This is a genomic window from Janthinobacterium leeuwenhoeki (genome assembly GCF_051380795.1).
In the GTDB taxonomy this organism is placed as follows: domain Bacteria; phylum Pseudomonadota; class Gammaproteobacteria; order Burkholderiales; family Burkholderiaceae_D; genus Janthinobacterium.
The window spans coordinates 399,273-425,600 of the sequence record NZ_JBNYXT010000001.1; the positions used below are offsets into that span (position 1 = coordinate 399,273).

The 26,328-nt window shown below is 63.4% G+C and carries 22 protein-coding genes; 7 read left to right on the top strand and 15 right to left on the bottom strand.

Annotated elements, in window-relative coordinates; genetic code table 11:
- Window positions 1–36: 36 nt before the first annotated feature.
- Both ACQ4WS_RS01685 and ACQ4WS_RS01690 read right to left on the bottom strand, forming a co-directional pair.
- Window positions 37–3,075 (bottom strand): CHASE domain-containing protein, encoded by a 3,039-nt coding sequence (locus tag ACQ4WS_RS01685; protein WP_436473068.1) that lies wholly within the window; start codon window positions 3,073–3,075, stop codon window positions 37–39.
- 138 nt (window positions 3,076–3,213) lie between these two features.
- Complete coding sequence (locus tag ACQ4WS_RS01690) at window positions 3,214–4,104, bottom strand: LysR family transcriptional regulator (protein WP_436473070.1); 891 nt, start codon at window positions 4,102–4,104, stop codon at window positions 3,214–3,216.
- A 107-nt stretch (window positions 4,105–4,211) separates the two neighbouring features.
- On the opposite strand from ACQ4WS_RS01690, the gene ACQ4WS_RS01695 reads away from it, so the two are divergent.
- Window positions 4,212–5,204: a cyclase family protein gene (locus ACQ4WS_RS01695; protein ID WP_436473072.1), complete on the top strand. Its 993-nt coding sequence runs from the start codon at window positions 4,212–4,214 to the stop codon at window positions 5,202–5,204.
- A 2-nt stretch (window positions 5,205–5,206) separates the two neighbouring features.
- Here the strand turns inward: ACQ4WS_RS01695 and cobA are convergent, their stop codons facing one another.
- The 11 genes from cobA to ACQ4WS_RS01750 all read right to left on the bottom strand — a co-directional run bounded on the left by cobA (window position 5,207) and on the right by ACQ4WS_RS01750 (window position 18,143).
- Window positions 5,207–5,977: a uroporphyrinogen-III C-methyltransferase gene (gene cobA, locus ACQ4WS_RS01700; RefSeq protein ID WP_436473074.1), complete on the bottom strand. Its 771-nt coding sequence runs from the start codon at window positions 5,975–5,977 to the stop codon at window positions 5,207–5,209.
- 14 nt (window positions 5,978–5,991) lie between these two features.
- Entirely contained in the window at window positions 5,992–7,182 is a 1,191-nt protein-coding gene (locus tag ACQ4WS_RS01705) for a CmpA/NrtA family ABC transporter substrate-binding protein (protein ID WP_436473076.1), read from the bottom strand.
- Window positions 7,183–7,339: 157 nt separating this feature from the next.
- The gene (locus ACQ4WS_RS01710) at window positions 7,340–7,978 is read right to left on the bottom strand and encodes an ANTAR domain-containing response regulator (protein WP_436473078.1); all 639 of its coding nucleotides are present in this window, start codon (window positions 7,976–7,978) and stop codon (window positions 7,340–7,342) included.
- Window positions 7,979–8,051: 73 nt separating this feature from the next.
- A complete protein-coding gene (locus ACQ4WS_RS01715; RefSeq protein WP_436473080.1) occupies window positions 8,052–9,551 on the bottom strand; it encodes a CoA-acylating methylmalonate-semialdehyde dehydrogenase in 1,500 nt (499 codons plus the stop codon).
- A gap of 13 nt (window positions 9,552–9,564) precedes the next feature.
- On the bottom strand, window positions 9,565–10,362 hold the full coding sequence (gene iolB, locus ACQ4WS_RS01720) for a 5-deoxy-glucuronate isomerase (protein ID WP_436473082.1): 798 nt from the start codon (window positions 10,360–10,362) through the stop codon (window positions 9,565–9,567).
- Window positions 10,359–11,279, bottom strand: coding sequence for a myo-inosose-2 dehydratase (gene iolE, locus ACQ4WS_RS01725; protein WP_436473083.1), 921 nt, complete (start codon window positions 11,277–11,279; stop codon window positions 10,359–10,361). Before iolE ends, iolB begins: the two co-directional genes overlap by 4 nt.
- Window positions 11,276–13,105, bottom strand: a complete 1,830-nt coding sequence (gene iolD, locus ACQ4WS_RS01730; protein ID WP_436473085.1) for a 3D-(3,5/4)-trihydroxycyclohexane-1,2-dione acylhydrolase (decyclizing) — start codon at window positions 13,103–13,105, stop codon at window positions 11,276–11,278. The genes iolE and iolD overlap by 4 nt, the downstream gene beginning before the upstream one ends.
- Complete coding sequence (locus ACQ4WS_RS01735; RefSeq protein WP_436473087.1) at window positions 13,102–15,048, bottom strand: bifunctional 5-dehydro-2-deoxygluconokinase/5-dehydro-2-deoxyphosphogluconate aldolase; 1,947 nt, start codon at window positions 15,046–15,048, stop codon at window positions 13,102–13,104. Before ACQ4WS_RS01735 ends, iolD begins: the two co-directional genes overlap by 4 nt.
- Before the next feature lie 8 nt (window positions 15,049–15,056).
- Complete coding sequence (locus ACQ4WS_RS01740) at window positions 15,057–15,842, bottom strand: ATP-binding cassette domain-containing protein (protein ID WP_436473089.1); 786 nt, start codon at window positions 15,840–15,842, stop codon at window positions 15,057–15,059.
- A gap of 3 nt (window positions 15,843–15,845) precedes the next feature.
- Complete coding sequence (locus ACQ4WS_RS01745; RefSeq protein ID WP_086147302.1) at window positions 15,846–16,967, bottom strand: ABC transporter permease; 1,122 nt, start codon at window positions 16,965–16,967, stop codon at window positions 15,846–15,848.
- A gap of 171 nt (window positions 16,968–17,138) precedes the next feature.
- Window positions 17,139–18,143: a sugar ABC transporter substrate-binding protein gene (locus ACQ4WS_RS01750; RefSeq protein WP_495542686.1), complete on the bottom strand. Its 1,005-nt coding sequence runs from the start codon at window positions 18,141–18,143 to the stop codon at window positions 17,139–17,141.
- Window positions 18,144–18,431: 288 nt separating this feature from the next.
- On the opposite strand from ACQ4WS_RS01750, the gene ACQ4WS_RS01755 reads away from it, so the two are divergent.
- The 3 genes from ACQ4WS_RS01755 to ACQ4WS_RS01765 are packed head-to-tail and all read left to right on the top strand — an operon-like array spanning window position 18,432 to window position 21,328.
- Window positions 18,432–19,298 (top strand): MurR/RpiR family transcriptional regulator, encoded by an 867-nt coding sequence (locus tag ACQ4WS_RS01755; protein WP_034757651.1) that lies wholly within the window; start codon window positions 18,432–18,434, stop codon window positions 19,296–19,298.
- Window positions 19,291–20,277, top strand: coding sequence for an inositol 2-dehydrogenase (iolG, locus tag ACQ4WS_RS01760; RefSeq protein ID WP_436473167.1), 987 nt, complete (start codon window positions 19,291–19,293; stop codon window positions 20,275–20,277). The genes ACQ4WS_RS01755 and iolG overlap by 8 nt, the downstream gene beginning before the upstream one ends.
- A 28-nt stretch (window positions 20,278–20,305) precedes the next feature.
- A complete protein-coding gene (locus ACQ4WS_RS01765; RefSeq protein WP_436473092.1) occupies window positions 20,306–21,328 on the top strand; it encodes a Gfo/Idh/MocA family oxidoreductase in 1,023 nt (340 codons plus the stop codon).
- A gap of 15 nt (window positions 21,329–21,343) precedes the next feature.
- Here the strand turns inward: ACQ4WS_RS01765 and ACQ4WS_RS01770 are convergent, their stop codons facing one another.
- Both ACQ4WS_RS01770 and ACQ4WS_RS01775 read right to left on the bottom strand, forming a co-directional pair.
- On the bottom strand, window positions 21,344–21,694 hold the full coding sequence (locus ACQ4WS_RS01770; RefSeq protein WP_436473094.1) for a helix-turn-helix domain-containing transcriptional regulator: 351 nt from the start codon (window positions 21,692–21,694) through the stop codon (window positions 21,344–21,346).
- On the bottom strand, window positions 21,639–22,061 hold the full coding sequence (locus ACQ4WS_RS01775) for a type II toxin-antitoxin system RelE/ParE family toxin (RefSeq protein ID WP_436473096.1): 423 nt from the start codon (window positions 22,059–22,061) through the stop codon (window positions 21,639–21,641). The genes ACQ4WS_RS01770 and ACQ4WS_RS01775 overlap by 56 nt, the downstream gene beginning before the upstream one ends.
- Before the next feature lie 190 nt (window positions 22,062–22,251).
- On the opposite strand from ACQ4WS_RS01775, the gene ACQ4WS_RS01780 reads away from it, so the two are divergent.
- The 3 genes from ACQ4WS_RS01780 to ACQ4WS_RS01790 all read left to right on the top strand — a co-directional run bounded on the left by ACQ4WS_RS01780 (window position 22,252) and on the right by ACQ4WS_RS01790 (window position 26,271).
- Window positions 22,252–23,469 (top strand): hypothetical protein, encoded by a 1,218-nt coding sequence (locus ACQ4WS_RS01780; RefSeq protein ID WP_436473098.1) that lies wholly within the window; start codon window positions 22,252–22,254, stop codon window positions 23,467–23,469.
- A gap of 25 nt (window positions 23,470–23,494) precedes the next feature.
- A complete protein-coding gene (locus ACQ4WS_RS01785; RefSeq protein ID WP_436473099.1) occupies window positions 23,495–24,526 on the top strand; it encodes a ParB/Srx family N-terminal domain-containing protein in 1,032 nt (343 codons plus the stop codon).
- 77 nt (window positions 24,527–24,603) lie between these two features.
- Complete coding sequence (locus ACQ4WS_RS01790) at window positions 24,604–26,271, top strand: ParB-like protein (RefSeq protein ID WP_436473101.1); 1,668 nt, start codon at window positions 24,604–24,606, stop codon at window positions 26,269–26,271.
- The last annotated feature ends 57 nt before the right edge of the window (window positions 26,272–26,328 follow it).

Below are 26,328 nucleotides of genomic sequence, written 5' to 3' on the forward strand. Positions count from 1 at the left end.
GGAGACGTCAAAGGCATATTATCGCCGCTGCTTGCGTCAGGGGGCGTCGCTGGAGGAAAATTCCATTGAAATTTGTTCCGCCACCTGCGCCAGCGCCGGCCCCAGGGCCGTCAGCAAGGCGCGCGCCTGCTGCAGGTCGCCGCCCAGGCGCAAGCCTTCGATCGACGTACACAGGCCGGCAAAGGCATGGGCACCCACGGCCAGCGCCGACGATTTGCTGCGATGGCCCAGGTCGGCCAGGCGCCCCAGGTCTTCCAGCGCCATGGCCTGCTCCATTTCGGCGATGCCGTCGCGCGCCGTGTCGAGAAACAGCTGGGTGTATTTACGCATCTTCACGGCGTCATTGCTGAACGTGAGCGCCAGGGTGGCCAGGTCGAGGATGGCCGTGTCGCGCAATTCAAGCGCCGCGGCCGACGGCGGCGCTTTCGGTGCTGCCGTCGGCCTGTCGCCCGCGCGCGCATGGCCGATGCCGCCAATGCCGCCACGCAGGCGAAACCATTTCGCCAGCAGGTGAAACAGCAGATTCGGGGCGATTGGCTTGGTCACGAATTCATCCATGCCTGCCGCCAGGCAGCGGGCGCGGTCTTCGCTGCCCGCATTGGCCGTCATGGCGATCACCAGCAGGCCGGCAAGCTGCGGGTCGGCGCGGATGCGGCGCGTCGCCTCGAAGCCGTCCATTTCCGGCATCTGCACGTCCATCAGCACGCAGTCGTAGCGCTGGTGGGCCAGCAATTCCAGCGCCTCGCGGCCGTTGCCGACGACGCAGACGGTGGCACCCGCGTCTTCCAGCAATTCGCAGCCCACCTGCTGGCTGAAGACGTTATCTTCCACCAGCAGGATGGACGCGCCGCGTATCACCCCCAGCACTTCCGGCTCGACTTCGGCAATGCGCTCCTCGCCCGCTTGCGCGCTTTTTTCGAGGCGCGCCGTAAACCAGAAAGTGCTGCCCAGGCCCGGCTGGCTGTACACGCCCACCTTGCCGCCCATGAGCTCCACCAGCTGCTTGCTGATCACCAGTCCCAGACCGCTGCCGCCATACTTGCGCGTGGTCGACGGGTCGGCCTGATGGAAGGAGCGGAACAGCTGCGCCACCTCTTCCGGGTTCATGCCGATGCCCCGGTCCTGCACTTCGAAGCGCAGCATGCCGTGGCTGCCGCGCTCCTCGGACTGGCGCACGCGCACGAAGATGCTGCCTTTGTCAGAAAACTTGATGGCGTTGCTGGCCAGGTTCAGCAAGACCTGCTCCAGGCGCAGCGGGTCGCCGCGCCAGCGCTGCGGCAGCTCCGGCGCGATATCGAACTGCAGCGCCAGGCCCTTGACGGCGGCCGCGTCGCCCAGCTGGCTGGCGATGTTCGCCAGCAGGGTGTCGAGACGGAAGTCCAGCACTTCCAGTTCCAGCTTGCCCGCCTCGATCTTGGAAAAATCGAGGATGTCGTTGATCAGGCCCAGCAAGTGCTGGCCCGAATGGAAGATTTTTTGCAGATAGTCGCGCTGGCGCGCGTCGGCTACCGATTTCAGCGCCAGGTGCGCCATGCCGATGATGCTGTTCATCGGCGTGCGGATTTCATGGCTCATGTTCGACAGGAAGTCGCTCTTGGCCTGGCTGGCCGCGTCGGCCTGCTCCTTCAAGCGGTGCAATTCCGTCACGTCGGTGGACAGGCCGATCAGGCCCGTGACGGGACCGGGCAAGCCCAGCGGCACCTTCACGCTCCACAGGTGATGCACCTGGCCCTGCGCATCGACGAAGCGCTCCTCGCCGACGAACTTGGCGCCGCTGTCGAATACCTGGCGTTCGGTCTGCTGCGCGGACGCCGCCGCATCGCCGAGCATCAATTCGCCATCCTGGCGGCCGATCAGCTGCTGCGCCGAACGGCCCAGTATCTTCGCCGTGCGCGCATTCACGTAACGGTAGCGCAGGTCGGCATCCTTCATGTAGACGTAGGCGTCGACGCTATCGAGTACCGTATCGAGCAAGGTGCGCTGCGCCACCGCGTTGCGGCGCGAACGGTACAGGGTAAAGATATAGCCATAAATGAGCAGGCTGCCGGCCACGCCCACGGCCAGCGCCAGCCATGGGAAATAGCGGTCGAAGGGGCTGTACAGCTCCGCCTTGCGCACGCGGAAATGGGCTTTCCACAGGCCGCCCTGATAAGCCACCGGCAGCACCTGGTCGAAATAGTCGGCATCGCCGCCCGGTTGCGGCGGCGCCGCCGCCAGGTCGCCATCGTCATTGAACAGCAGGCGGTCCTGCGGCGTGACGCGCCAGACGCCATCGGCAGGCTGCGGGTCGGCGGCACTGTACAAGGTCAGGTGCAACGGTTCCAGGGCGCTGCGTTCGAGTGCGCTATGCACCAGCTGCGCCACGCCAAAGCCGATGCCGACGGACCCCTGATAAGCGGCGCGGCGCTCGGCCACGCTGCCTTGCGGCATGCCATTGCGGTACACGGGCAGGCGCATGCCCAGGCCCACGTGCGCGGGCGGTCCCTTGATCATGATCACCTGGCCCGATGCGCTCACCTCGCCGCTGTCGCGCGCCTGCGCCAGGGACTGCGCCACCAGCGGGTTGGCGCCGATATCGACGCCCATGCGTTCGGCCAGCAGGGAATCGGGCTCCAGGTAAGTGAGCACCGTGTATTCCGGCCGCTCGCCGGGCGGGCGGATGGTGAATGCGGGATAACCGCGCGGCGCCAGGCTGGTATCTTTGCGCACGGCCTCGATGAAGGCGGCGCGCTGCGCCGACGGAACGGCCGCCGCGTAGTTGACCGATTCGATGGCGGGGAACTGGCGCACGATATCGAGGCCGGCCACGTAATCGTGGAACTGGCGGCGCGTCAGCTGCTCGCTGGTGCGAAACAGCGCTTCGAGGCCGCGCAGCAAGTCGGAATAGCTTTTCACGCGCGTGGCCAGGCTATGCTGGGCGCCAAGCGTGAGATTGTCGAAACGCTGTTCGGCGTCGTCATTGACCGTGCGCGCCGCGCCCGCATACAGGGCGCCGCCCACCGCCAATGCCAGCAGCAAGCCTCCTGCCCAGATCCTGATGCCCGCTACCGTCCCGCCCTTGCTCAATGTGTGCATTGTCGATCGCTTATTCCGGTTCCTCGAATGTGCGGCACAGGCCACCCAACAGGTACGAGGATACTATCAAAGCCCCTGCCCGACGCGCTTGTGGAAGAAAAAAAGCGCGCATGATGGTTGCACTGGAAAACACCGCGCCTAAGCGACCTGCAGCGCCCCGGCCAGGAAGTCGCAAAAGGCGCGCACTTTTTCCTGCACATGGCGTCCATCGGGCGTCAAGGCATACACGCCGCGCGCGGCCATGCCGTGCGAAGGCAGCACGCGCACCAGGGCGCCGCTGGCCAGCAGCGGCAAGGCGACGAACGACGGCAGCGCGCCCACGCCGATGCCCGCCACCAGCATATCGGCCAGCAGCAGGCTGCTGTCGGCGGAAAAGCGCACGGGCAGCACGATGCTGCTCGCCCCTTCCGGGCCGGCCAGCTGCCAGATGCCGGGACTGTCGGCCAGGCGGTAAGCCAGGCAATCGTGGCCGTGCAAGTCCTGCGCCTGGCGGGGCGTGCCGCGCCGCGCCAGGTAGGCGGGCGCCGCGCAAATCATCTGCTCGACATCGCCCAGGCGGCGCGCCACCAGGGTCGAATCGGCCAGCGCGGCGCGGATGCGCAGCGACACGTCATAGCCCTCGCCCACCACGTCGCGCAGGCGGTCGTCCAGGGTCATTTCGAGCTTGACTTCCGGATAGCGGCCCATGAAGACAGGCAGCAGCGGCGACAGCACTTTCAAGCCGAACGACAGCGGCGCATTCACGCGCAGCCGCCCCGCCACCTTGCCGGCGCAGCCGCGCGTAGCCAGTTCCAGTGCATCGATTTCATCGAGCAGGCGGCAGCATTCCAGATAATAGGCGCGCCCGCCGTCCGACAAACTCATACGCCGCGTCGTGCGCACCAGCAGTACCGTCGCCAGATGCGCTTCCAGCTGGCGCACCTGCTTGCTGATGGCCGCTGCCGACTGGTTCAAGTCCAGCGCCGCCTTGCTGAAGCTGTCGCGCTCGACCACCTTGCGAAACACGCGCATGTGCGCCAGGACATCCATAATTCTTTCCCTGCAGTTAAATATCTTATTATTTTATCGCTGATTATCATTTAAATAGAAAACAATATGATGGCGGCTTCTTCATTCATGTCACGCAAGGAGTCCCCATGTTCACACCATCCGCCACCCTGAGCACCCTGCTGCTGGCCCTGCTGGCAGGCGCAGTGCAGGCCACCCCGGCGGCCGCCCTGCCCGAAGTGGGCATCAGCCCCTGGGGCCCGAAAGACGAGATCGGCCGCCTGAACCTGATGACGCCGGCCTCGCGCGCCGCCATCCTGGCGCGCATCGACGGCGGCAAGAGCTATGACCTGGCCGTCGATTTCTATGTCGGCATGCCCAGCTGGCAGGCGGCAGGCGATCCGCCCTACCAGATGTGGATGACGCACACGCCGAAGGGCAACGTGGTGGCCGACGCGATGCAGGTGGGCGACACGATGAACCGCCACGTCAGTTACACGGGCTCGGCCGTGTCCATGTATGCGCACATGGGCACGCATATCGACGCCCTCAATCACTTCGGCTTGAACGGCAAGACCTGGAATGGTTTTACGGAAGAGCAATACCTGGGCGACCGGGGCTGGACCGTGACGGGCGCGGAAAAGCTGCCGCCCATCGTCGCGCGCGGCGTACTGATCGACGTGGCCGTGGCCAAGGGCATGTCGCAACTACCCGACAATTACCGCGTCACGCGGCAAGACTTGCGCGCCGCGCTGGCCAAGCAGCACATCACGCTGGAAAAAGGCGACGTGGTACTGATACGCACGGGCCGCATGCAGCACTATGAGCAGGCGCAAGCCTATATGGCGAACCCGCCCGGCCTGTCGCTGGACGCGGCAAAATTCCTCGTGGAAGATGGCGGCGCCATGGTGGTGGGCGCGGACAACCTCAGTTTCGAGGCTTTCCCGTCCGAAGTGGCAGGCAACTACCTGCCAGTGCACACCTATCTGCTGGCGCAGCAGGGCACGCCCATCCTGGAACTGGTCGACCTGGAAGCGCTATCGCGCGACAAGGTCTACCAGTTTGCCTTCATCGGCGCCTCGCTGAAATTTCGCGGCGGCGACGCGGCGCCCATCCGTCCCGTGGCCCTGCCGATCCGCTAGGGTCAGACCGAGACGGCCAGCAAGGTAGCGGCGCCATGGTCATCCCAGGCATCGGCGCAGCGCACCACCTCGCCCACGACGATGATGCTGGGACTGCCCAGGCCGCTGGCCTGCAAGTCACCGGGCAAGGCGTGCAAGGTGCTCAGCAACTGGCGCTGCGCCGGCAGGCTGGCCGACTGCACCACGGCCACGGGCGTGCCGGGCGCCATGCCGCCGGCCAGCAAGCCCGCCTGGATGGCCGCCACCCGGGCCACGCCCATGTAAATGACGAGGGTGAGCTTGCTTTGCGCCAATGCCGCCCAGTTCGGCTCGGACGCGCTATCCTTGCCGTGGCCCGTGACGAAAATGGCGCCCTGGCTCCAGCCGCGGTGCGTCAGCGGCACGCCGATGCCTGCCGGCGCCGCCAGGCCGCTGCTGATGCCCGGGATCACCTCGACGGCCACGCCGTGGTTGCGCAGATAGGCGCGCTCTTCGCCGCCGCGCCCGAACAGGTAGGGGTCGCCCCCTTTTAGGCGCACCACGTGCAGGCCGGCACGGGCTTCGGCCAGCATCAGGCGCTCGATGAAGGCTTGCGGCGTGGACGCGCAGCCGCCCCGCTTGCCCACCTCGACCACGCGCACGCCGGGCGCCGCATGCACGAGGATGGCCGGGTTGACGAGGTCGTCGATCAGCACCACGTCGGCCCGCGCGATGGCCTTTACCGCCTTGATCGTCAGCAGGTCCGGGTCGCCGGGACCGGCGCCGACCAGGGTCACGCTACCAAATTGCGCCATGATGCACTCTCCCATTAAAAAAAGTGGCCGATGGCAAACGATGCCGCGTACGCTTCCGGCGCACTGCCGTCCCACACGACGCCGTCGCACAGGGTCGAGCTGCGCATCGCGGACGCTGGCAAGGGCGTCGCCGTCATTTCCGCCGCCTGGCGGTACAGATCGATGCGGTTGACTTGCCTTGCCACCGCCAGGTAATCGGGTTCGTCGCGCAGCAAGCCCCAGCGCCGGTGCTGGGTCATGAACCACATGCCGTCGGACAGGTAGGGGAAATTCACGGTGCCGCCGTGGTAGAACCTCAAACCGTGTGCCTCGTCCCAGGTCTTGCCCAGGCCATCCTGGTAATGGCCGAGAATGCGCGGCGCCAGCGTTTCCTGCGGCGTATGCAAGTAAGCGGGCTCGGCCAGGGTGGCCGCCATGGCCAGCCGGTTGGCATCGCTGGCGTCGATCCAGCGGCCCGCCTCGAGCACGGCGGCGATCAGGGCGCGGCAACTGTTCGGATGCTGCTGCGCAAACGCGGCGCTGGTGCCCAACACCTTGCCCGGATGGTCGGGCCAGATAGCGCCGCTGCTGGCAGCCGTCACGCCCACGCCATCGACGATGGCCTTGTAGCCCCACGGCTCGCCCACGCAAAAGCCATCCATCTGGCCCGCGCGCAAGGCCGCCACCATCTGCGACGGCGGCACCGTCATCACGCGCGCATCGCGCAGCGGATCGATGCCATGCGCGGCCAACCAGTAGTGCAGCAGCATCGCGTGGTTGCCGGTCGGGAAAGTATGCGCAAACGCAAAAGGCCGCACCGCGTCGCGCATATGCCGCGCCAAGGTCGGGCCATCGCGGGCCCCCTCGCGCGCCAGCGCCGCCGACAGGGTGATGGCCTGGCCGCTATGGTTCAGGTTCATCAATACGGCCATGTCGTGCTGCTGCCCGCCTATGCCCATCTGCACGCCATACACGAGACCGTACAACACGTGGGCCGCATCGAGTTCGCCGTTATTCAATTTGTCGCGCACGCCGGCCCACGACATTTCCCGGCTCAGTTCGATCTTGATACCGTATTTTTCATCCAGGCCCAGCTTCGACGCCATCACCAGCGAGGCGCAATCGGTCAGCGGCAGGTAGCCGATGCGTATCGTCGGTTTTTCCGGCTGCAGTGAGCGCATCACCTGGGCGCTGCGTTCTGCCTGCCTGCCCGCTTGCTCTGTCATACCATTCCTTGCTGATAAATACTGTTTTGCCACGCCGATATGAGCAAGGCCATGCCCATCCTGCAGCAAGGAACGTGCCTGTGCATATCCTGTTCAGGGCGCCAGAAAGTGCACTGGAATGGTGCACTGCACCAGCATGTGTCAGGAAATGGACGATTCATCCCAGTAAGTCCTCCACGTCGAGGATGCGCTGGGCAATTTCTGCCAGTTTCAGCTTTTTATTCATCGCCATGCTGCGCAAGCGCTGGTAAGCCTGCTCTTCCGTCAAGCCCTGATGCGTCATCAACAGGCCCTTGGCCCGTTCGATCACCTTGCGCTCAAACAGCTTGTGCCGCGTGTCGAGCAATTCGGCGCGCAATTTTTCTTCCTGGCGAAAGCGCGCCAGGGCCACATTCAGCACGGGCTGAATGCGCTCGGCCTGCAAGCCGGCCACGATATAGGCGGACACGCCAGCCGCCATGGCCGCGTCAATGCTGGCCGTGGCGCCGTCTTCCGTAAACAGGACGATGGGGCGGCGCTCGTCGCGCGTGGCGATGACGATGTGTTCAAGCACGTCGCGCGCGTCCGATTCGGCATCGATGATGATGAGGTCAGGCTGCAACTGCGCAATGCGCTCGGGAAGGTAGAGGTCGGCTGGCAGGGAGGCGACGATGTCGAAGCCCGATTCCAGCAAGCCGATGCGCAATGCATTGCCGCGCTGCACTTGGGCAGCCAAGGCCGCATTCTCGTGTACGCCGTGCTCGACAATAGTGTTGACGACAACGATGCGCAAAGGCTGGGTACGGCTGGACGTCATGGGAGCGATCTGCAATGGCTAAACACAACCATTGCAGTAAGCAAGAAGCGAACCAGCGGGCTTACAATGTGCTTTACTTCAGGGTCGGCATGGCAAACTCGGCGCCGGCAGCCGTCGATGCCGGCCAACGCTGCGTCACGGCTTTCTGTTTCGTGTAGAAACGTACGGATTCCGGGCCATGCGCATGGTGGTCGCCGAACAGGCTGCGCTTCCAGCCGCCAAAGCTGTGGAAAGCCATCGGCACGGGAATCGGCACATTCACCCCGACCATGCCGACTTGCACGCGGTGCGTGTATTCGCGCGCCGTGTTGCCATCGCGCGTGTAAATCGCCGTGCCGTTACCGTACTCATGCGCGTTGACCAGGTCCAGCGCCGTGGTGAAATCAGGCACGCGCACGATGCACAGCACGGGGCCGAAGATTTCTTCCTTGTAGATCGTCATCTCCGGCGTGACATGGTCGAACAGGCTGCCGCCAAGGAAAAAACCCTGTTCATGGCCGGGCAGCACGAATCCGCGCCCGTCGGCCACCAGCTTGGCGCCCTCTTCCACACCCTTGGCGATGTAGCCGGCAATCTTTTCCTTGTGCACTTGCGTCACCACGGGGCCCATTTCCGCTGTTAAATCCATGCCCTGCGTGATTTTCAAGGCGGCGATGCGCGGCACCAAAGCCTCGACCAATTGATCTGCGACATTGCCCACCGCCACCACCACGGAAATGGCCATGCAGCGCTCGCCGGCCGAACCGAAGGCGGCACCCATCAGGGCGTCCACCGTCTGCGGAATATCCGCGTCCGGCATGACGACCATGTGGTTTTTCGCGCCGCCCAGGGCTTGCACGCGCTTGCCCTGCGCGCAGCCGGTGGCATAAATATACTCGGCAATCGGCGTGGAACCCACAAAGCTGACGGCGCGCACGTCCGGGTGATGCAGCAAGCCATCGACGGCTTCCTTATCCCCCTGCACCACGTTGAAGACGCCGTCCGGCAAGCCCGCGTCCGTCAACAGCTGCGCCAGCAACAGGCTTGCCGACGGGTCGCGTTCCGACGGTTTTAATACGAACGTATTGCCGCAGGCAATCGCCATCGGGAACATCCACATCGGCACCATCACGGGAAAGTTGAAGGGCGTGATGCCGACGCAGACGCCGAGCGCCTGGCGGATCGACCAGGCATCGATGCCGCCGGCCACTTGCTCCGAGTATTCTCCCTTCATCATTTGCGGAATGCCGCAAGCAAACTCCACCACTTCGATGCCGCGCGTCACCTCCCCTTTCGCGTCCGTAAACACCTTGCCGTGTTCGGCCGTGATCAGGGCGGCCAATTGATCCGCATGTTCTTCCAGCAATTCCTTGAACTTGAACATGACGCGGGCCCGGCGCAGGGGCGAGGTTTGCGACCAGGCGGGAAAGGCCGCGTGGGCGGCGGCCACGGCCGCGTTCAGCTCGGATTGCGTGGCCAGCGCCACCTTGGCCGTGACGGCGCCCGTGGCGGGATTGAACACATCCCTCGTGCGCTCGGAGCGCGAAGCCATCGGGTTGCCACCAATAAAGTGGCCGATCATCGGGGTAGTCATCTCTTGTCCTTGATTATTTGGAATGCATCAGCCACTCATGGGCCGGGTCATTTTTAAAGTGCCACACGCGTCGCGGGCCGGCCATCACGTTCAGGTAATAGCCGTCGTAGCCATACGGCACGGTGACGGGGTGGTAGCCCCTGGGCACCATCACCACGTCGTGGTTTTCCACGGCCATGGCTTCGTCGATGGAACGGTCATCCGTGTAGACTCTTTGGTACGCAAAGCCCTGCTCCGGATGGAGGCGGTGGTAATACGTTTCTTCGAGCGAACTTTCCTGCGGAACATTGTCGCTATCGTGCTTGTGCGGCGGATAACTGGACGAATGGCCGGACGGCGTGACCACCTCGACCACCAGCAAGCCATCGGCCTCTTCCGTCTGCGGCAGGATGTCGCACACATAGCGGGTATTGGCGCCCTTGCCGCGCACGGAGCGCGTCATGGAGGATGGCTCGATCAGGCGCGCCGGACGGTGGGTGGTGGCGGGCGCGCTGCACAGGGCCACTTCCGCGCTGCTCACTGCCGTGATGCTGACCACTGTTTCCAACGGCACATACACGGCAAAGGGCGAGATATCGTCAAACACACTCTGGCGATTGCCGATGTCACGCCACACGTCATCACCGGCCTGCACCGTGACCGTGCCCGTCAGTACGACGAGGCACAGTTCGCGGCTGCCCGTCTCCAGGCTGATATGCTCGCCAGCTGCCAGGCGATGCGCGGCAAAGCCCACGTGCGTCCAGCCGGCAGACTCGGGCGTCACCTCGACGATGGTCGAACCAGGCCGGGCCTTGACCAGCAGCGGGCTCATGCCGCCTCCCGTTTCAAACGGGGAATCGCCTCGACGAGATGCGCCAGGTAGTCGTAGCCCATCTTCGCGTATTCATAACTGGGCGCGACGGCCGGGTCTTGCTCCGCTTCTACCACCAGCCAGCCCTCGTAGCCGTGCAGATACAAACGCGTCAGGATGGCCGGAAAGTCGATGCTGCCGTCGCCGGGCACGCTGAAGGCGCCATTGATGACGGCCTGCAAAAAACTCCAGTGGCCATTGCGGGCCAGTTTCACCACGTTGGGGCGCACATCCTTGCAATGCACGTGGCAGATGCGATCGATATGCTTATTTAAAACCGCCAGCGCGTCGCCGCCGGCAAAGGTGATATGACCCGTATCGAACAGCAAGCCCACTTCCGGCCCCGTCAAGGCCATCAACTGGTCCACGTCAGCCGGGGTTTCCACGTAGGCACCCATGTGATGGTGGTAGGCCAGACGCACGCCATTGTCGAGCAAGTGCCTGGCAAAGGCCGTCAGTTTGTCAGCGTAAGCCTGCCATTGCTGTGCGGACTGGAAACGCGGGCGTTTATACAGGGGGCGCGCTTCGCCCTGGATGGCGTCGGCCACTTCGCCGTAGACCATGACGCTGGCGCCGCTGTCGGCAAGCAAACGTAAATGCGGGCCAACAGAAGCGATTTCTTCTTCCACCGACCGATGGGCCAACCGGCCCGAATACCAGCCGGAGACACAGGCAAGATTGTATTTTCCCAGCACGGCGTTCAGGGCCGGCGCATCCTTGGGAAACTTGTTGCCCAGTTCAAACCCCACGTAACCGATCTCGGCGCCCTCTTTCAAGGCCGTTGCCAAAGGCGTCTCGCCGCCCAGGCTCGGCAAATCGTCGTTCATCCACGAGATCGGGTTGATGCCGATCTTCACATTCCAGATTGGTGCGTTCATTTTATTTGTCCTTGGCGGTCAAGTTCATAACGGGCGCGCGCAGCTTGCACGCCGGGCTGGGTGGAGACTTCGGGCACGGCCACTTCCCACCAGCACCCCCCCTCTGCGGTCGTGCGCGTGTCGTCCGTATTGATGCAGATCAGATAGGTGCGCGAGGCGGCCCGGGCGCGCAGCATGGCTTGCTCGAGTTCGCCAATGTTAGCAACGTGTTCGGACAGCGCGCCCAGCGATTGCGCATGCAGGGCAAAGTCGACCACGGGTGCGCTATCGGGCAACATATTGTTGAACGAGGCGTTGCCGCAGGCCTGCTGCAATCGGTTGATGCAGCCGTAACCCCGGTTGTCGAGCACGACGATGATGAGTTTTTTACCCAGCATGACGGAAGTGGCAATTTCAGAATTCATCATCAGATAACTGCCATCGCCCAGCATGACGATGACTTCCGCTTCCGGTTTCGCCATCTTGACGCCGAGGCCGCCGGCGATTTCATAGCCCATGCACGAGTAGCCGTATTCCATGTGGTAGCCGCCCGGCGTCGATGTTCTCCACAGTTTGTGCAGCTCAGCCGGCAAGGTCCCAGCCGCGCAGACTACGATGTCGCGCACAGTAGAATCCGGTGCGGAACGCTGCACGGCACCGATGACTTCGCCGTCATACGGCAAGCCGGCCACCTCGCGTTTCCCCGTAATGCTTTTGACCGTCACGCGCCAGGCATTGCCCGCCTGTTGCGCCCGGTCCATCCAGTGGCCCGCGCTATTCCAGCTGCCCAGCAGCCGCGACAGACCCTGCAAGCCCAGTGTCGCGTCCGCCTGCACGCCCAGGCCGCGGCGTTTCAGCGCGTCAAATGCATTCACGTTCAGGCTGACCAGTTGCGCCTGCGCAAACAAGGAATTCGATCCCGTCGTGAAATCCTGCAGGCGCGTGCCGATAGCCAGCACCACGTCCGCTTCCGCCGCCAGCGCATTCGCGGCTGGCGATCCCGTCACGCCGATGGCACCCAGCTGCAACGGATGGTCCCATGGCAAGGCGCTCTTGCCTGCCTGGGTTTCCGCAACGGGAATGCCGTGGCGCTCGGCAAACGCCTGCAGGGCAGCGCCGGCCTTGCCATACAGCACGCCGCCCCCGGCCACGATCAGCGGCTGTTTTGCGTTTTTCAATAGCAGCACCGCTTCTTCCAGCTCCTGCTCGACGGGCGGCACGGCGCGGAAACGCACGACTCTCGGCTCGAAAAAGTCGGCCGGATAGTCATACGCCATGGTTTGCACGTCTTGCGGCAAGGACAAGGTCACGGGACCGCAGGCAGCCGGGTCCGTCAAGGCGGCAATCGCCCGTGGCAAGGCGGTGAGCAACTGCTCCGGATACACGATGCGGTCGAAGTAGCGCGACAGCGGCTTGAACGCGTCGTTCACCGAGACGCCGCCGTCGGCTGGGTCTTCCAGCTGCTGCAGCACCGGGTCCGGCGCGCGCGAGACGAACACGTCGCCGGGCAAGAGCAGTACCGGCAAGCGGTTGACGTGCGCCAGGGCGGCGGCCGTCAGCAAGTTGGTAGCGCCGGGACCGATGGAACTGGTGACGGCCATCATGCGCCGGCGCATGTGCGCTTTCGCATAGGCAATGGCCGCATGCGCCATCGCCTGCTCGTTGTGGGCGCGGTAGGTGGGGAACACATCCTTGTACTGGTACAGCGCCTCGCCCAGGCCTGCCACGTTGCCGTGACCAAAGATGGCGAAGGCGCCGCCGAACAGAGGCTGGCTATCCTCGGTACGCAAGGCGGCAAGATAGCGCACCAGCGCCTGCGCCATGGTCAATCTGATCGTGGCGCTCATGCTGCACGCTCCAGGCTGTTGCGCGTGCGCTGCCACAGGACAATGAGTTGCTCGAAGTTGGCGCGCACGGCGGCGATCAGGGCCGCATCGTCGAGCTCTCCTGCCAGCCAGCGGCGGCTCGGTTCCTGGAAGATGGTGCGCCCTACCATGAAGCCGCGGCAGGTGGTGCTGGCACTGGCTTGTTCAAAACTGGCGGCCAGGGCGGTAATCGGCGCATTCAATCCCAGCAAGACAACGCCACGGCAATACGGATCGCGCTCATGCACGAGGGCGTCGATGGCTTGCCATTGCTGGGCCGACATGCTTTCCAGCTTCCACCATTCCGGGTAAATACCGAGGTTGTACAGGCGCTTGACGGCGCGCAAGACCGTATCGTCGCCCTGCGGCAAGGCATCGGACGGTATGACTTCCAGCAACAGTTCGTGACCGCTCACTTGCGCCGCGTCATACAGGGCCTTGATTTGCGCTTCCTGTTCCAGCCGGTTTTCCACGGCGTCGTCCGGGTGCAGCTGCACCAGGCATTTGATCACGTGTTCCTTCGGCCAGCTGAGCAGGTGCGAACCGATGGAGCGGCCCCAGTCGAATTGCAGCGGGTTCGAGCCCGGCAATTCCACGGGACGGCCTATCCACCAGCCCCGCCCGGTCGCATCGTTGAGCGCATCGACGCCATAGCGGCCATCGATCAGCACGCCCGTCTTGCCAGCCAGCTGCAAGGCCGTTTCCGTCTGTGCCACGGCTTGCACCATCAATTGTTTCAGGGCCGCAATGGCAGACTCGGGCGCGCCCGTCTGTTGCGCCAGCTCAAAGAATTGCGTGCGATGGTCAAACGCGAACACGCACAGCTCACTCCACTCCTTGCGCGCCACCGTCGTGCGGTGCAGGCGCGACAAGGTGGCGTCCTGGTCTGGCTGCGTCAGCTTCGTCGCATTGGCCAGGAAATAGTCGAGCTCGACGGGCGACGGCATGGCCGGCGCGCAGCCGTGGCGCGACACGACCAGGGCGCCGCAGCCATTCGCATAGCGGCAGCACGCCTCGTAATCCTCGCCGCGCAACCAGCCTTTCAGGAAGCCGGACAGAAACGCATCGCCCGCGCCCAGCACATTCAGCACTTCCACGCGCACGCCACGGTAGTTATACGCGTCGTCCAGGCTGTGCGGCACCACATTGTCGATGACGGCGCTGCCCAGCGGGCCCCGCTTGACGACCAAGGTGGCCAGGGTGACGGCCCGCACCGCGCGCAAGCTGGCCATGATATCGGCGCCACCGCCGGCGATCATGAATTCCTCTTCCGTGCCGACGATCAGGTCGAACTGCGGCAGGATCGCTTGTAAATGTCTGGTGACGCCTTCGTTGGAAACGAAACGCGTTTCGCCGTCCGCCTTGCCGGAGAGTCCCCACAGCACGGGCCGGTAATCGATGTCCAGCACGGTGCGCACCTTATTGGCGCGCGCCAGCTTGAGCGCATGCGTGCTGACGGCGTGCATGGCGGACGTGGAAAAATGCGTGCCGGTGATCAAAAGCGCCTTGCTTGAGGCAATGAAGGCCGCATCCACCGACGACTCGTCGATGGCCATGTCGGCGCAATTTTCCCTGTAGAAGATCAGGGGGAAGGTGTTTTTATCCTTGATGCCCAGCATCACCAAGGCCGTCAGGCGGTCGCGGTCGATGCCGACATGGCTGACGTCGCAACCTTCCTTCGACAAGGTGTCGGTGAGGAAACGGCCCATATGGTCGTCACCCACCTTCGACAACATGGCGGACTTCAAGCCCAAGCGGGCCGTGCCGAAGGCGATATTCGCCGACGAGCCGCCCAGGTACTTGGCGAAACTGGTCGCGTCTTCCAGGGTGCTGCCGATCTGCTGCGCGTACAGGTCCACCGCCAGGCGGCCCAGGCAAATGACGTCGAGCGCGCGGCCCTGGGCAAATTGTGTGGAATTATTCATGGCTATCCTTAAATCGTGACACCGTCGAGTTCACTCATCAGCGTTTGCATTTCCGCACCGCCCGCCATCATGTCGAGCACTTCGTCCTTGGAAACGGTTTCCTTGGTGTAGGTACCCAGCGACTTGCCGCGGTTCAAGAGCGTGAACGAGTCGCCCACCGGGTAGGCATGGTGCACATTGTGGGTAATAAAGATCACGGACAAGCCCCGTTCGCGCGCTTTGTAGATCAGTTTCAGGACATTGAACGACTGTTTCACGCCCAGTGCCGCCGTCGGCTCGTCGAGGATCAGCACGCGCGCGCCGAAGTGGATGGCGCGGGCAATGGCCAGGCATTGCCGCTCGCCGCCCGACATGGTGCCCACGGCCTGGTTCGGGTCGCGCACCATGATGCCCATTTCGGCCAGCTTGTCGCGCGCCGTGGTGGCGGCGTATTCCATATCCATCACGGGCAGCACGCCGAACATTTTCCTGATCGGCTCGCGCCCCATGAAGAAATTGCGCGCCACCGACAGCAAGGGCACCAGCGCCAGGTCCTGGTAGACGGTGGCCACGCCCAGGTCGAGCGCCTCTTTCGGCGAATTGAAGCTGACGGGTTTGCCGTCAACCAAATACTCACCGCTGGTGGGCCGGTGCACGCCGGCCAGGGTCTTGATCAGGGTCGACTTGCCGGCGCCGTTGTCGCCCAGCAGGCAATGCACTTCGCCCGGTTTCAAACGCAGGGTGACGTTTTGCAGGGCGATGACGGAGCCGAAACGTTTGCTGATGTTTTCCAGCGCAAGGATGTATTCGCTCATGGCTTATCTCGCTTCCGTGACACGGGCACGGACAAAGTTGTTGAACAGTACCGCGATCAGCAGCATCACGCCGAGGAAGACGCGGAACCAGTCCGAATTGATATTCGTATAAGTAATGCCGATCTGCACCACGCCGAAGATCAGCGCGCCGAAGCATGCGCCGACGACGGAACCGTAGCCGCCCGTCAGCAAGGCGCCGCCGATGACGGCCGCGATGATGGCTTCGAACTCCTTTTGCATGCCGCGGTCGGCGGCGGCCGATCCCACGTCAAATACTTGCAGCGTGGCAAACAGGCAGGCGCAGAAGGCCGTGAAGACGAACAGCGATACCTTGATGGTTTTCACAGGCACGCCCACGTTCTTGGCCGCGTTGGCGTCGCCACCGACGGCGAAAATCCAGTTGCCGATGCGGGTGCGGGCCAGGACGAAGCCGGACACCAGCGCCAGGCCGGCCCACCAGACGATGACCTTGGGGATGCCCTTGACCAGCGGCGCGCCATTGTCGAGCGCCGTGATCCAGCCCGCCTTGGCCATCCAGGCGAACAGCGAGGTGCCCACTTCGCCATGGAACAGGGTCGTGGCCAGCCAGTCGTCGGCGGCCAGCGCGCCGATGCCGCTGACGATGGTGCGGTTGGCAAACATGATGGACAGGGCCAGGGTCAAGCCGCGCAGGATGAACAAAAAGGCCAGGGTGACGATAAACGAAGGCAGGCGCGTCTTGATGACCAGGTAGCCGTTGAGCCAGCCCAGCGCCATCGAACCGGCAAAGGCGAACAGGATGGCGGCCCACACGGGCCAGTGGAAGTAGACGGAAGGGATGGCGATCATCATGCCGGCAAAGCCGATCATGGAGCCGATCGACAGGTCGAATTCACCGGCGATCATCAATACGCAGGCGCCGATGGCGATGATGCCCAGGTAGGCGGCCACTTGCGCCCAGTTGATCACGCCATCGAGGTTGAACATGCCAGAGTCGCCGGCCGTCAGGATGAAGAAGGCGAACACCAGGATGGCGCCCGAGATCGAGGCGAATTCCGGACGGCTGAACAGCCGCTTGAGCCAGCTGACCTGCCCTACACGCTCATCAAAGCCCTGCTTTTGCGGCGGCGTGCCCGAGGCGGCCATGCCGCCCTGTTCCACGCTTAGTTTCACGGTACTCATGCTATGTCTCCCTTGTTTTATAGCAACCTGCCAGCCTCGACAACAATTCCAGGACGGCAGGACCCGCGCGCCGGCAAGCATGGCCTGCGCGCGGGGACAACGACTAAGGTCTTGATTGAATTGAAAAGCGGGGGCTTAACGGAACTGGCCGGCGTATTTCTCTACCTTGCCGATATTGTCCTTGGTGACATATCCAGGACCGGAACCGATATGGCGCGGGCCATACGATGGTGCCAGGCCATACTCGGCCAGGCGCGCCTTGAACTTGGCGTTATTGATCAGCTTTTCGCGTACCTTGGCCAGGTCCGTGGTCTTGTCCTGCTTCATGATGGCCAGCACGGCCACGGGGATATAGCCTTGCAGATAGGGTTGCTGGTCGATGGCGAACTGGATGCTGCCATCCTTGATGCCTTTCGATATCTCATCGGACAGGTCGAAGGTGGCGAACCACATCTTGCCCTTCAAACCCATTTTTTCCAGCGCCTTCAGCGAAGCGTGGGCCGAGGTGGGGCCCAGCGCCAGCACGGCCTGGGTTTTCGGGTTGTTGCGCAGGTAGGCGCTCAGCTTGCTTTCGATGGTGGTCGGATCTTCGCCCGCATCCAGGGTGGCAGCCTTGAAATCGACGCCGATGGCCTCAGCAAAGCCGCGGCAGCGCTCGAATGACGACGGGTTCGTCGCATAGTGGTTGACGCAGACGAAGGACTTGATGCCGGCCGCCTTGGCTTTCTCGCCGGCGCCCTTGCCTGCCTCATATTCAGGCTGGCCCACGTGCATCACGGCGCCCAGCTGCTCGCTTTGCGCCAGGGTGCCGGAATTGATCGTGACAAATGGAATCTTCTTGGCGGCAACGAGGCCCAGCGGTTTTTGCAGCACGCTGAAGTCGGCGATGCTGACGATCACGCCGTCGTAGTTGCGGGCGGCCGATTGCTCGACCAGGCGCGCCATGTCGGCCAGGTCGCCATTCGGCGGATTGCGGTAGTCGACGCTGACATTGAAGTCTTCGCCTGCTTGCTTGACGGAATTTTTGATCGTATTCCACCAGGAATCGGAATCAGGCGCATGGCTGATCAGCACGAATTTCTCGCCCGCCGCGTGGCTGGCGCTCATGCCCAGACCCAGTCCCAGGCCGAGGCCCAGCATGGCCAGGCTTTTCAGAAATCCCTTACGCTTATTGCTTTGCATGAATGTCTCCTTGAAGGATTAATTTTTATAGTTGCCAGCTTTTGTCGCGTGTCAGCGGGGAGCCGGGAAACCGGCAAGACCCGATGCACTGCGCACAGCTTAGGCCACAAAAAAGACAAATGCAATAAAATTTTCAAAATAAATATAAATAGAAATTCGTTTCTATTTTCTGGATTCACTCCTATAATTCTCGCCAGAACCAGCCGCACGTATGCAGCGGCCCAGCAAGTACACCAAGGAGTAAGCATGGCAGCCACCGCCCCCATCGAACAGCTGATGCAGCATATTGCCGCCGAGTACGACAATCTGTCGCGCCAGTTGAAAGTCATCGCCCAATACATTGAAAAGCACCGGGCCAGCCTGATGCTTGAGCGCATCAGCGACATCGCTGCCGCCTGCGACGTGCAGCCGTCCGCCATCGTGCGCTTCGCGCAGCGCTTCGGCTATACGGGCTTTTCCGAAATGCAGGATGTGTTCCGCCAGGCGTACACGGACCAGGCCGGCGCCACGCCCGACTACCAGCAGCGCATCCGCAAGCTCATTTCCACGCGCGACGCCGCCCTCAGCGCAGGCGATCTGACGCGCGAATTCGTCGGCGCCAGCCGCGCCGGCCTCGACGATCTGGCCGCCGGCCTCGACGACGCGCAGCTGGAAGCGGCCGTCAACCTGCTGCTCAAGGCTGAAAATATTTATGTGATCGGCGTGCGCCGGTCCTTTCCGATCGCCTCCTACATCGCCTACGCGCTGGAACACACGGACAAGCGCGTGCACCTGATTAGCGGACTGGGCGGCATGCACCGCGAACAGATGCGCAGCGTGCGTGAACGCGATGTGGCGATCGCCATCAGTTTCTCGCCTTACGGCAAGGAAACCCAGCAGTGCATCAAGGCGGCGCAAGACAAGGGCGCCAAGGTTCTGGTGATTACCGACAGCAAGCTGGCGCCGCTCGCGCGGGCCGCCGACGCGCTGCTCACCGTCACCGAGGGCAGCGCCTTCGCCTTCCGCTCGCTGACCAGCACCATCTGCCTGTGCCAGGCGCTGTTCATCGCGCTGGCATACAAATTAGAGCTCGACATCGAAGAAATCCACACCCCAGGAGAACATGATGATTGAAGTAGCGTTGTTCGGCGCCGGACGCATCGGCAAAATCCACGCAGCCAACCTGGCTGCCCAACCCGGCGTGCAGTTCAAGTACGTCGTCGACGTCAACCAGGAAGCGGCGGCCGCCCTGGCCGGTCTGCACGGCGGCAGCAGCGCCACCGTGGAAGCGGCGCTGGCCGACCCGGCCGTCAAGGCCGTCGTCATCGCGTCCAGCACGGACACGCACGCGGACCTGATCCTGCGCTCGGCCGCCGCCGGCAAGGCCATCTTTTGCGAAAAGCCCGTCGACCTGACCCTCGACCGGGCGCGCGCCTGCGCCGCCGCCGTCAAGGAAGCCAGGGTCCTGTGCATGCTGGGTTTCCAGCGCCGTTACGACCCGACTTTCAACGCCGTCAAGACACGCATCGAAGCGGGCGAGATCGGCACGCCGGAAGTACTCATCGTCACCAGCCGCGATCCTGGCCCGCCACCGGTCAGCTACATCAAGGTGTCGGGCGGCATCTTCAAGGATATGCTGATCCACGATTTCGACATCTTCCGCTGGATACTCGACGATGAAGCCGTCAGCGTGCACGCCACGGGCAGCTGCCTGGTCGATCCGGCCATCGGCGAGGCGGGCGACCTGGACACGGCCGTCGTCACCATCCGCACGGCGAAGGGACGCTTGTGCCAGATCAATGCCTCGCGCCGCGCCGCCTACGGCTACGACCAGCGTTTCGAAGTGCTGGGCAGCGCCGGCATGCTGCAGGCGGGCAACCACAAGCCGACGGAAGTGACGGCCTATGGCGCCATCAACGTCAGCGTGGACAAGCCGGAAGATTTTTTCCTGGAACGTTATCGCGTGGCCTACGCGCAGGAAATGGCGCATTTCTTTGACGCTCTCAGCCATGGCACGCCGCTGCGCACCACCGTCCACGATGGCTTGAAGGCACTGGAACTGGCCGAGGCCGCCACGCTATCCTGGCGTGAACAGCGCGTGGTCACCTTATAGATTAATAATAAAAATACCTGGAGACAGCATGTCATCCCCAACATTAAAAGTCGGCATCGTCGGCCTGGGCCGGCTAGGCCAGCGCCATGCCATCAACCTGGCGCAGCGCGTGCCGAATGCCGAAGTGGTGGCCGCCTGCAGCCCCGTGCCAGCCGAACTGGACTGGGCTGCCAGCCAGCTGGGCATCACCACCGGCTATGCGGACTACGACGCCCTGCTAGCCCATCCGGGCCTGGACGCCGTGTTTCTCGTCACACCCACCTCGCTGCATGCGGAGCAGATCATCGCCGCCCTGCGCGCCGGCAAGCACGTGTTTTGCGAAAAACCGCTGTCGCTGGACCTGGCTGACTGCCTGAAAGTGGAAGCGGAGGCGGCGCGCCACCCGCAGCTGACCGTCATGATCGGCTTCGTGCGGCGTTTCGACGCCAGCTACCACGACGCGCAGCAAAAGATCGCCCAAGGTTGTATCGGCAAGCCGTACCTGGTGCGTTCGCAAACCTGCGACCAGAACGACCCCAGCGGCGCCTTCATGCGCTTCGCCCCCACCAGTGGCGGCATCTTCCTCGATTGCAGCGTGCATGATATCGACCTGGCGCGCTGGCTGCTGGGCAACCCCGTGCCCAGGCGCGTGTATGCAAGCGGCACCAACGCCATCCACACGGGCTTGCAGGCTTTCGGCGACGTGGACAATGGCCTGGCGACGGTCGAGTTCAGCGATGGCAGCATGGCCAGCTTCATGGCCTCGCGCACCATGGCGCATGGCCATGAAACCCTGACGGAAGTGTTCGGCACGGGCGGCCGCCTGGCCGTGGGCAGCAATCCGCGCCTGAACAGGGTGGAAATTTCGGATGCGCATGGCGTGCGCAATGAATGCACGCCGGACTTCTATGCCCGCTTCGCCGACGCCTTTCTGATCGAGGCGCAGGAATTTACGGATGCGGCACTGGGCCGGCGCACCTTGTCCTTGACCTTGCACGACGCGACGGAAGCGACGCGCATCGGCCTGGCCATGACGCAAGCGATGCGCGAGGCGCGGCCGGTGGAATTCTAGGCGTTTGCAAACAGCTCAGGCAGCCGGCGCAGGAAACGGTTGCCTGGGTTCCACGGCCAGCCGCAGGCCCATGGCATCGAGGATGGCCGTCAAGGTGCTCAAGGAAGGATTGCCATCGGGCGACAAGGTGCGGTACAGCTGGGTGGGATTGAGCTTGGCCGCCTGCGCCACGGCCGGCACGCCGCCAAAGGCACGCGTCAATTGACGCAGCATGGCCAGCAGTTCGCCGTGATCGCCATCGACGAGGATATTGTTGATCAATTCAAGGGCGAAGGCGGGATCGTCGCGGTACAGTTCGGCCATCGCTTCGTCATGCGAGCGGTCTCTTGGTGGTCTGCTCGCGACCTGTTTCACGTCCTCTTTCATGTCCTCTCTCCTTCCAGTCGTGCCAGCAGGCACAGGCGTATTCGATATCTTTCGGCTGGGTGCGCTTGTCGCCGCCACACAGCAATAAAATGATCTGCTCGCCGGCAATGGCATAGTAAATACGGTAGCCGGCACCCACATCGATGCGCAATTCCCACACGCCATCGTGGCAAAATTTATGGTCGCCAAAATTGCCGGGCATCATACGCAGCACGCGCCGGACGATGGCCACCCTGGCCTTATTGTCGCGCTGGCGCTTCAGCCATTCCGTATATAAATCCCTGCCCGATGATGTCAGGTAGTGCCGGATCTCGTACATCATATTCGTCCATAAACGAAGAAAGATCAAGGAGAAAATCACGCGCATACGAAAAAAGAAGACCACCCATCTTGCTACCAAAGCCGCGCACGCAGGCCGCGAATGCCGGGTTCACTGAGCTACATCAAGATGCGTTTCCCCAGTTACTGTAAAGAAATGATGTGGCGCCTACACGCCTCACGCGCATCCGATTGCGCTATACAATAAGCATCTGCCCAACCGCAAAAACCAGGCCGCCATGACGCACACCGACAGCAACTCCCCTTTACTCGCCAGCGCGGCTGAACGCTACGTCAAGCTGGTCCTGGCCATGGGCCAGCACGATGCCTCGTATGTGGACGCCTATTACGGCCCGCCCGCATGGCAGCAAGAAGCGCTAGAACAACAACAGGGTTTGAGCGACATCAAGGATGGCGCAAACACGGCGCTGGCCCTGCTGGCCGAGACCAGCTGCCTGCGCGCCCTGAACCTGCGCAAGCAGCTGCAAGCCGTACTGGCCAAGGTCGACATGCTGCAGGGATCACGCCTGGACTTCGATACGGAAAGCGCGCGCCTGTACGATGCTGTTTCGCCCCACCACAGCCGCGCCTACTATGAAAAACTGGTGGCGCAGATCGACGCCCTGCTGCCGGGCGACGGCACGGTGAGCGACAGGGTCAACGCCTTGCGCGCACAACTCGTCATTCCCGCCGACAAGTTGCGCGCCGTCATGGAGGCGGCCATCCGCGCGGGCCGCGAACGCACCTTGCGCTACATCGCCTTGCCCGAAGGCGAAGATTTTGTGCTGGAATTCGTCACCGGCAAACCCTGGAGCGGCTACAACTGGTACAAGGGCAACTACCAGAGCGTGATCCAGATCAATACGGACTTGCCCGTGTCTATAGACCGCGCCGTCGACCTCGGCTGCCATGAAGCCTATCCGGGCCACCACGTCTACAACGTGCTGCTGGAACGCGACCTGGTGCGCGGCAAGGGCTGGATGGAATACTGCATTTACCCACTGTATTCGCCGCAATCCTTGATCGCCGAAGGCACGGCCAATTACGGCATCGAACTGAGTTTCACGCATGAAGAACGGCTGGCCTTCGAACAGCAGGTGCTGTACCCACTGGCCGGCCTGGACCCTGCGCTGGCGCCCCGCTATGCGCAACTCAACACGCTGCTGGCCAAACTCGCCTATGCCGACAACGACATCGCGCGCCAGTACCTCGAAGGCGCCCTGAGCCGCGAAGCAGCGCTGGAATGGCTGGTCAACGTGCGCCTGTACCCGGCCGAAAAATCGGCGCAGCGCCTGCAGTTCTACGATGCCATGGGCGCCTATGTCATCAACTACAACCTGGGCCAGGACATGGCGAAAGCCTATGTCGAGCGCCAGGGCAGTACGCGCGCCGCACACTGGGCCGCCTTCCGCGATTTAATGTCTTCGCCGCGCGTGCCCAGCGCGCTGCTGGCATGAGGCGCCAGCGCTAAAGGAGAGTCGCATGCACATCACGCACACCGCCAGCGCCCTGCTGCTGGCCCTGTCCTTCAGCCCTGCGGCATGGGCCAAAGATGCCGCCGTCGCAGCGGCACCGGCGCTCAGCGCGCGCCAGCAGGCGCTGATGGCCACCGTCGTGGGCAGCGCCGCCCATCCGCGCATCCTGCAGGTACGCCTCGATGAACTGCATCCGACCCAGCCAGCCATCGGCCACGACCAGGTGTACTACAAGCTGGGACGCTATGCGGCCGAAGAAAAGCACCTCGCCGACATCGCCAAGCCGAAGAAATTTGCCGACCTGTGCGAGGCCAATGGCCAGGGCGACGTCTTGCCCGGCACGGCCAATGTGGTCGGTGCCACCCTGGCCGCGCCACCGGCCAGCTACCGCTGCAAGGCGGCCGTGGGCAGCCGTCCGGGCGATATGAAGAGCGTCGTCATCGGCCCGCGCGGCACCCTGTACCTGACGGATGGCCACCACACGTTTTCCACTTTCCGGGATGCCGATGGCGGGCGCAATCATCCATTGAAGGTCTGGGTCAAGGTCAGCGACAATTTCAGTGCGCTGGGCGAAACGGCTTTCTGGGCCCGCATGCGCGAAGAAAACAAGGTGTGGCTGAAAAACGGCCAGAACCAGGCCATCACGCCGCGGCAGCTGCCGTCGGCCATCGGCCTGAAGTCCTTGGGCAACGACCCGTACCGCTCGCTCGTCTACTTTACGCGCGGGATAGGCTACGAGCCACCCGACAAGGCCACGGAATTTCTCGAATTTTACTGGGCCGACTGGCTGCGCCGCAAACCGGGGCTTAACCTGGAACGTGTCGATCTGCTTGATCCCGCCGCGTATGCCAGCGCCATCCTGCGCGCCGCGCAGGCGATGGTGGCGCTGCAACCGGCAGAGATCGTCAGCGGCGGCAAGCGCGCGGCGGACCTGGGCGCGCGGCGCGACATCAACCACGAAGCATTCGATGAACTGACCGAAGATAAGGGCAAGCTGGGCTACGCCATCGACTACCGCAAGTCGCTGCTGCATCGGTAACCTCCCTGCGTGTCATCATCCTGACATCTGCGCCCGCTAGCATGTCGGCACTTTTCAAGCCGACATCACGGGACCCCATGTACAAGCACCACATCCGCCGCAGCACCCTGGCCATTGCCATCACCTTCGCACTGGGCGCCAGCCTGGCCGCCTGTGGCGGCAAAGACTACCGCGATACCACCACGGCGCCCGTCGCCCCGGTGGATCCCGTCGCCCCGGTCACGCCTGCACGCATCCTGAACGTGGTAGCGGCCACCGGCAAGGCCGTGGCGAATGCCTCCGTCACCGTGCTCGACGCCGGCAAGAATGCCGTCGGCAGCGGCACCACGGACGCGAAGGGCAAAGTGGCTATCACTCTGGCCGCCACGGCGAAAGCGCCCTTCCTCGTCTCCGTCACGCCAGACGGCGGCACCATCCTGTATGCGCTGACGCTGAAAGAAAGCGCCGTCAACCTGACGCCGCTCACCTCCGTCATCGCCATGCAGCTGCTGGGCAGCATCCCGTCGAGCGCGCCGGCGGCCAGTCTGGCCGCCATCGATGCGGCCAGACTGCAAACGGCGCAGACGCAGCTGGGCACGGCCCTGGCGGCGCCCCTGCAAACCCTGGGCATGGCAGCCAGCTATGACTTCGTCAACGGCCCCCTGACCCCAAGCAGCAAGGACCCGGCCGACGTCCTGCTCGACAATCTGCAAGTCAAGCAAAGCGGCAGCGATATCGACATCGTCAATGCCAGCGGCAGCATCGTCGCGCAGATCATCGATGGCGGCGCGCCGCTCGCCACTGGCAAGAGCGTGCTGGAAACGCCGCCGGTGCTCAGCGCACGCCAGCAAATCCTGGCCGCCACGGCTGCCGGCACCGATGCGGCGCCCGTCTTCCTGCAAGTGTCGCTCGACGAACTGCACCCCACGCAACCGGCCATCGGCTACGACCAGGTGTACTACAAGCTGGGTCGTTATGGCGCCGAAGACCTGGTCATGGCCAAGACCAACAAGCCGAAGAAATTCGCCGAACTGTGCGAAGCCAATGGCCAGGATGATGTGGTGAGCAAGACGGCCAACGTGGCCGGCGCCACCCTGATCAATCCACCGGCCACGTTCCAGTGCAAGGCCGCCGTGGGCACCAGGCCGGGCGACATGAAAACCGTCGTCATCGGCCCGAACGGCACCCTGTACCTGACGGACGGCCACCACACCTTCAGCGCCTTCCGCGATGCCGACAATGGCCAGAACCACCAGTTGAAAGTGTGGGTCAAGGTGACGGACAATTTCAGCAAGCTCAATGAATACGATTTCTGGGCGCAGATGAAAAAAGTCAACAAGGTCTGGCTGAAAGATGGCGACAACAAGGCGATTGCCACCAGCCAGCTGCCTGCGTCCATAGGCTTGAAATCGCTGGGCAACGACCCGTACCGCTCGCTCGTCTATTTCACGCGCGACGCCGGCTACGTGGTGCCGTCGGCGGCCACGGAATTCCTCGAATTCTACTGGGCCGACTGGCTGCGCACGCAGGCAGGCATCGACCTGGCCAAGACGGATACGCGCGACGTCACCAGCTACATGGCCACCATCAAGAGCGCCTCGACGGCGATGGCGGGCCTGAAGGCAAACGATATCGTCAGCCGCGGCGTGACGGCGCAAACCTTGGGCTGGACGGGCGTCTTCAACCAGGCGGCGCTGGACGACCTGGTGAAACCGGCGGGCAAGCTCAGCTACGCCGTCGGGTACAAGAAAGCGCTGGCAAAATAATCACGCCAACGTAAACAACAACGGCCCGCTTGTCACCAGGACAAGCGGGCCGTTTTT

Excerpts from the sequence above, each read along its gene's own strand:
- ACQ4WS_RS01685 (WP_436473068.1), bottom strand. The coding sequence starts at position 3,075 with ATGCACACATTGAGCAAGGGCGGGACGGTAGCGGGCATCAGGATCTGG.
- ACQ4WS_RS01690 (WP_436473070.1), bottom strand. The coding sequence starts at position 4,104 with ATGGATGTCCTGGCGCACATGCGCGTGTTTCGCAAGGTGGTCGAGCGC.
- ACQ4WS_RS01695 (WP_436473072.1), top strand. The coding sequence starts at position 4,212 with ATGTTCACACCATCCGCCACCCTGAGCACCCTGCTGCTGGCCCTGCTG.
- cobA (WP_436473074.1), bottom strand. The coding sequence starts at position 5,977 with ATGGCGCAATTTGGTAGCGTGACCCTGGTCGGCGCCGGTCCCGGCGAC.
- ACQ4WS_RS01705 (WP_436473076.1), bottom strand. The coding sequence starts at position 7,182 with ATGACAGAGCAAGCGGGCAGGCAGGCAGAACGCAGCGCCCAGGTGATG.
- ACQ4WS_RS01710 (WP_436473078.1), bottom strand. The coding sequence starts at position 7,978 with ATGACGTCCAGCCGTACCCAGCCTTTGCGCATCGTTGTCGTCAACACT.
- ACQ4WS_RS01715 (WP_436473080.1), bottom strand. The coding sequence starts at position 9,551 with ATGACTACCCCGATGATCGGCCACTTTATTGGTGGCAACCCGATGGCT.
- iolB (WP_436473082.1), bottom strand. The coding sequence starts at position 10,362 with ATGAGCCCGCTGCTGGTCAAGGCCCGGCCTGGTTCGACCATCGTCGAG.
- iolE (WP_436473083.1), bottom strand. The coding sequence starts at position 11,279 with ATGAACGCACCAATCTGGAATGTGAAGATCGGCATCAACCCGATCTCG.
- iolD (WP_436473085.1), bottom strand. The coding sequence starts at position 13,105 with ATGAGCGCCACGATCAGATTGACCATGGCGCAGGCGCTGGTGCGCTAT.
- ACQ4WS_RS01735 (WP_436473087.1), bottom strand. The coding sequence starts at position 15,048 with ATGAATAATTCCACACAATTTGCCCAGGGCCGCGCGCTCGACGTCATT.
- ACQ4WS_RS01740 (WP_436473089.1), bottom strand. The coding sequence starts at position 15,842 with ATGAGCGAATACATCCTTGCGCTGGAAAACATCAGCAAACGTTTCGGC.
- ACQ4WS_RS01745 (WP_086147302.1), bottom strand. The coding sequence starts at position 16,967 with ATGGCCGCCTCGGGCACGCCGCCGCAAAAGCAGGGCTTTGATGAGCGT.
- ACQ4WS_RS01750 (WP_495542686.1), bottom strand. The coding sequence starts at position 18,143 with ATGCTGGGCCTCGGCCTGGGACTGGGTCTGGGCATGAGCGCCAGCCAC.
- ACQ4WS_RS01755 (WP_034757651.1), top strand. The coding sequence starts at position 18,432 with ATGGCAGCCACCGCCCCCATCGAACAGCTGATGCAGCATATTGCCGCC.
- iolG (WP_436473167.1), top strand. The coding sequence starts at position 19,291 with ATGATTGAAGTAGCGTTGTTCGGCGCCGGACGCATCGGCAAAATCCAC.
- ACQ4WS_RS01765 (WP_436473092.1), top strand. The coding sequence starts at position 20,306 with ATGTCATCCCCAACATTAAAAGTCGGCATCGTCGGCCTGGGCCGGCTA.
- ACQ4WS_RS01770 (WP_436473094.1), bottom strand. The coding sequence starts at position 21,694 with ATGAAAGAGGACGTGAAACAGGTCGCGAGCAGACCACCAAGAGACCGC.
- ACQ4WS_RS01775 (WP_436473096.1), bottom strand. The coding sequence starts at position 22,061 with ATGCGCGTGATTTTCTCCTTGATCTTTCTTCGTTTATGGACGAATATG.
- ACQ4WS_RS01780 (WP_436473098.1), top strand. The coding sequence starts at position 22,252 with ATGACGCACACCGACAGCAACTCCCCTTTACTCGCCAGCGCGGCTGAA.
- ACQ4WS_RS01785 (WP_436473099.1), top strand. The coding sequence starts at position 23,495 with ATGCACATCACGCACACCGCCAGCGCCCTGCTGCTGGCCCTGTCCTTC.
- ACQ4WS_RS01790 (WP_436473101.1), top strand. The coding sequence starts at position 24,604 with ATGTACAAGCACCACATCCGCCGCAGCACCCTGGCCATTGCCATCACC.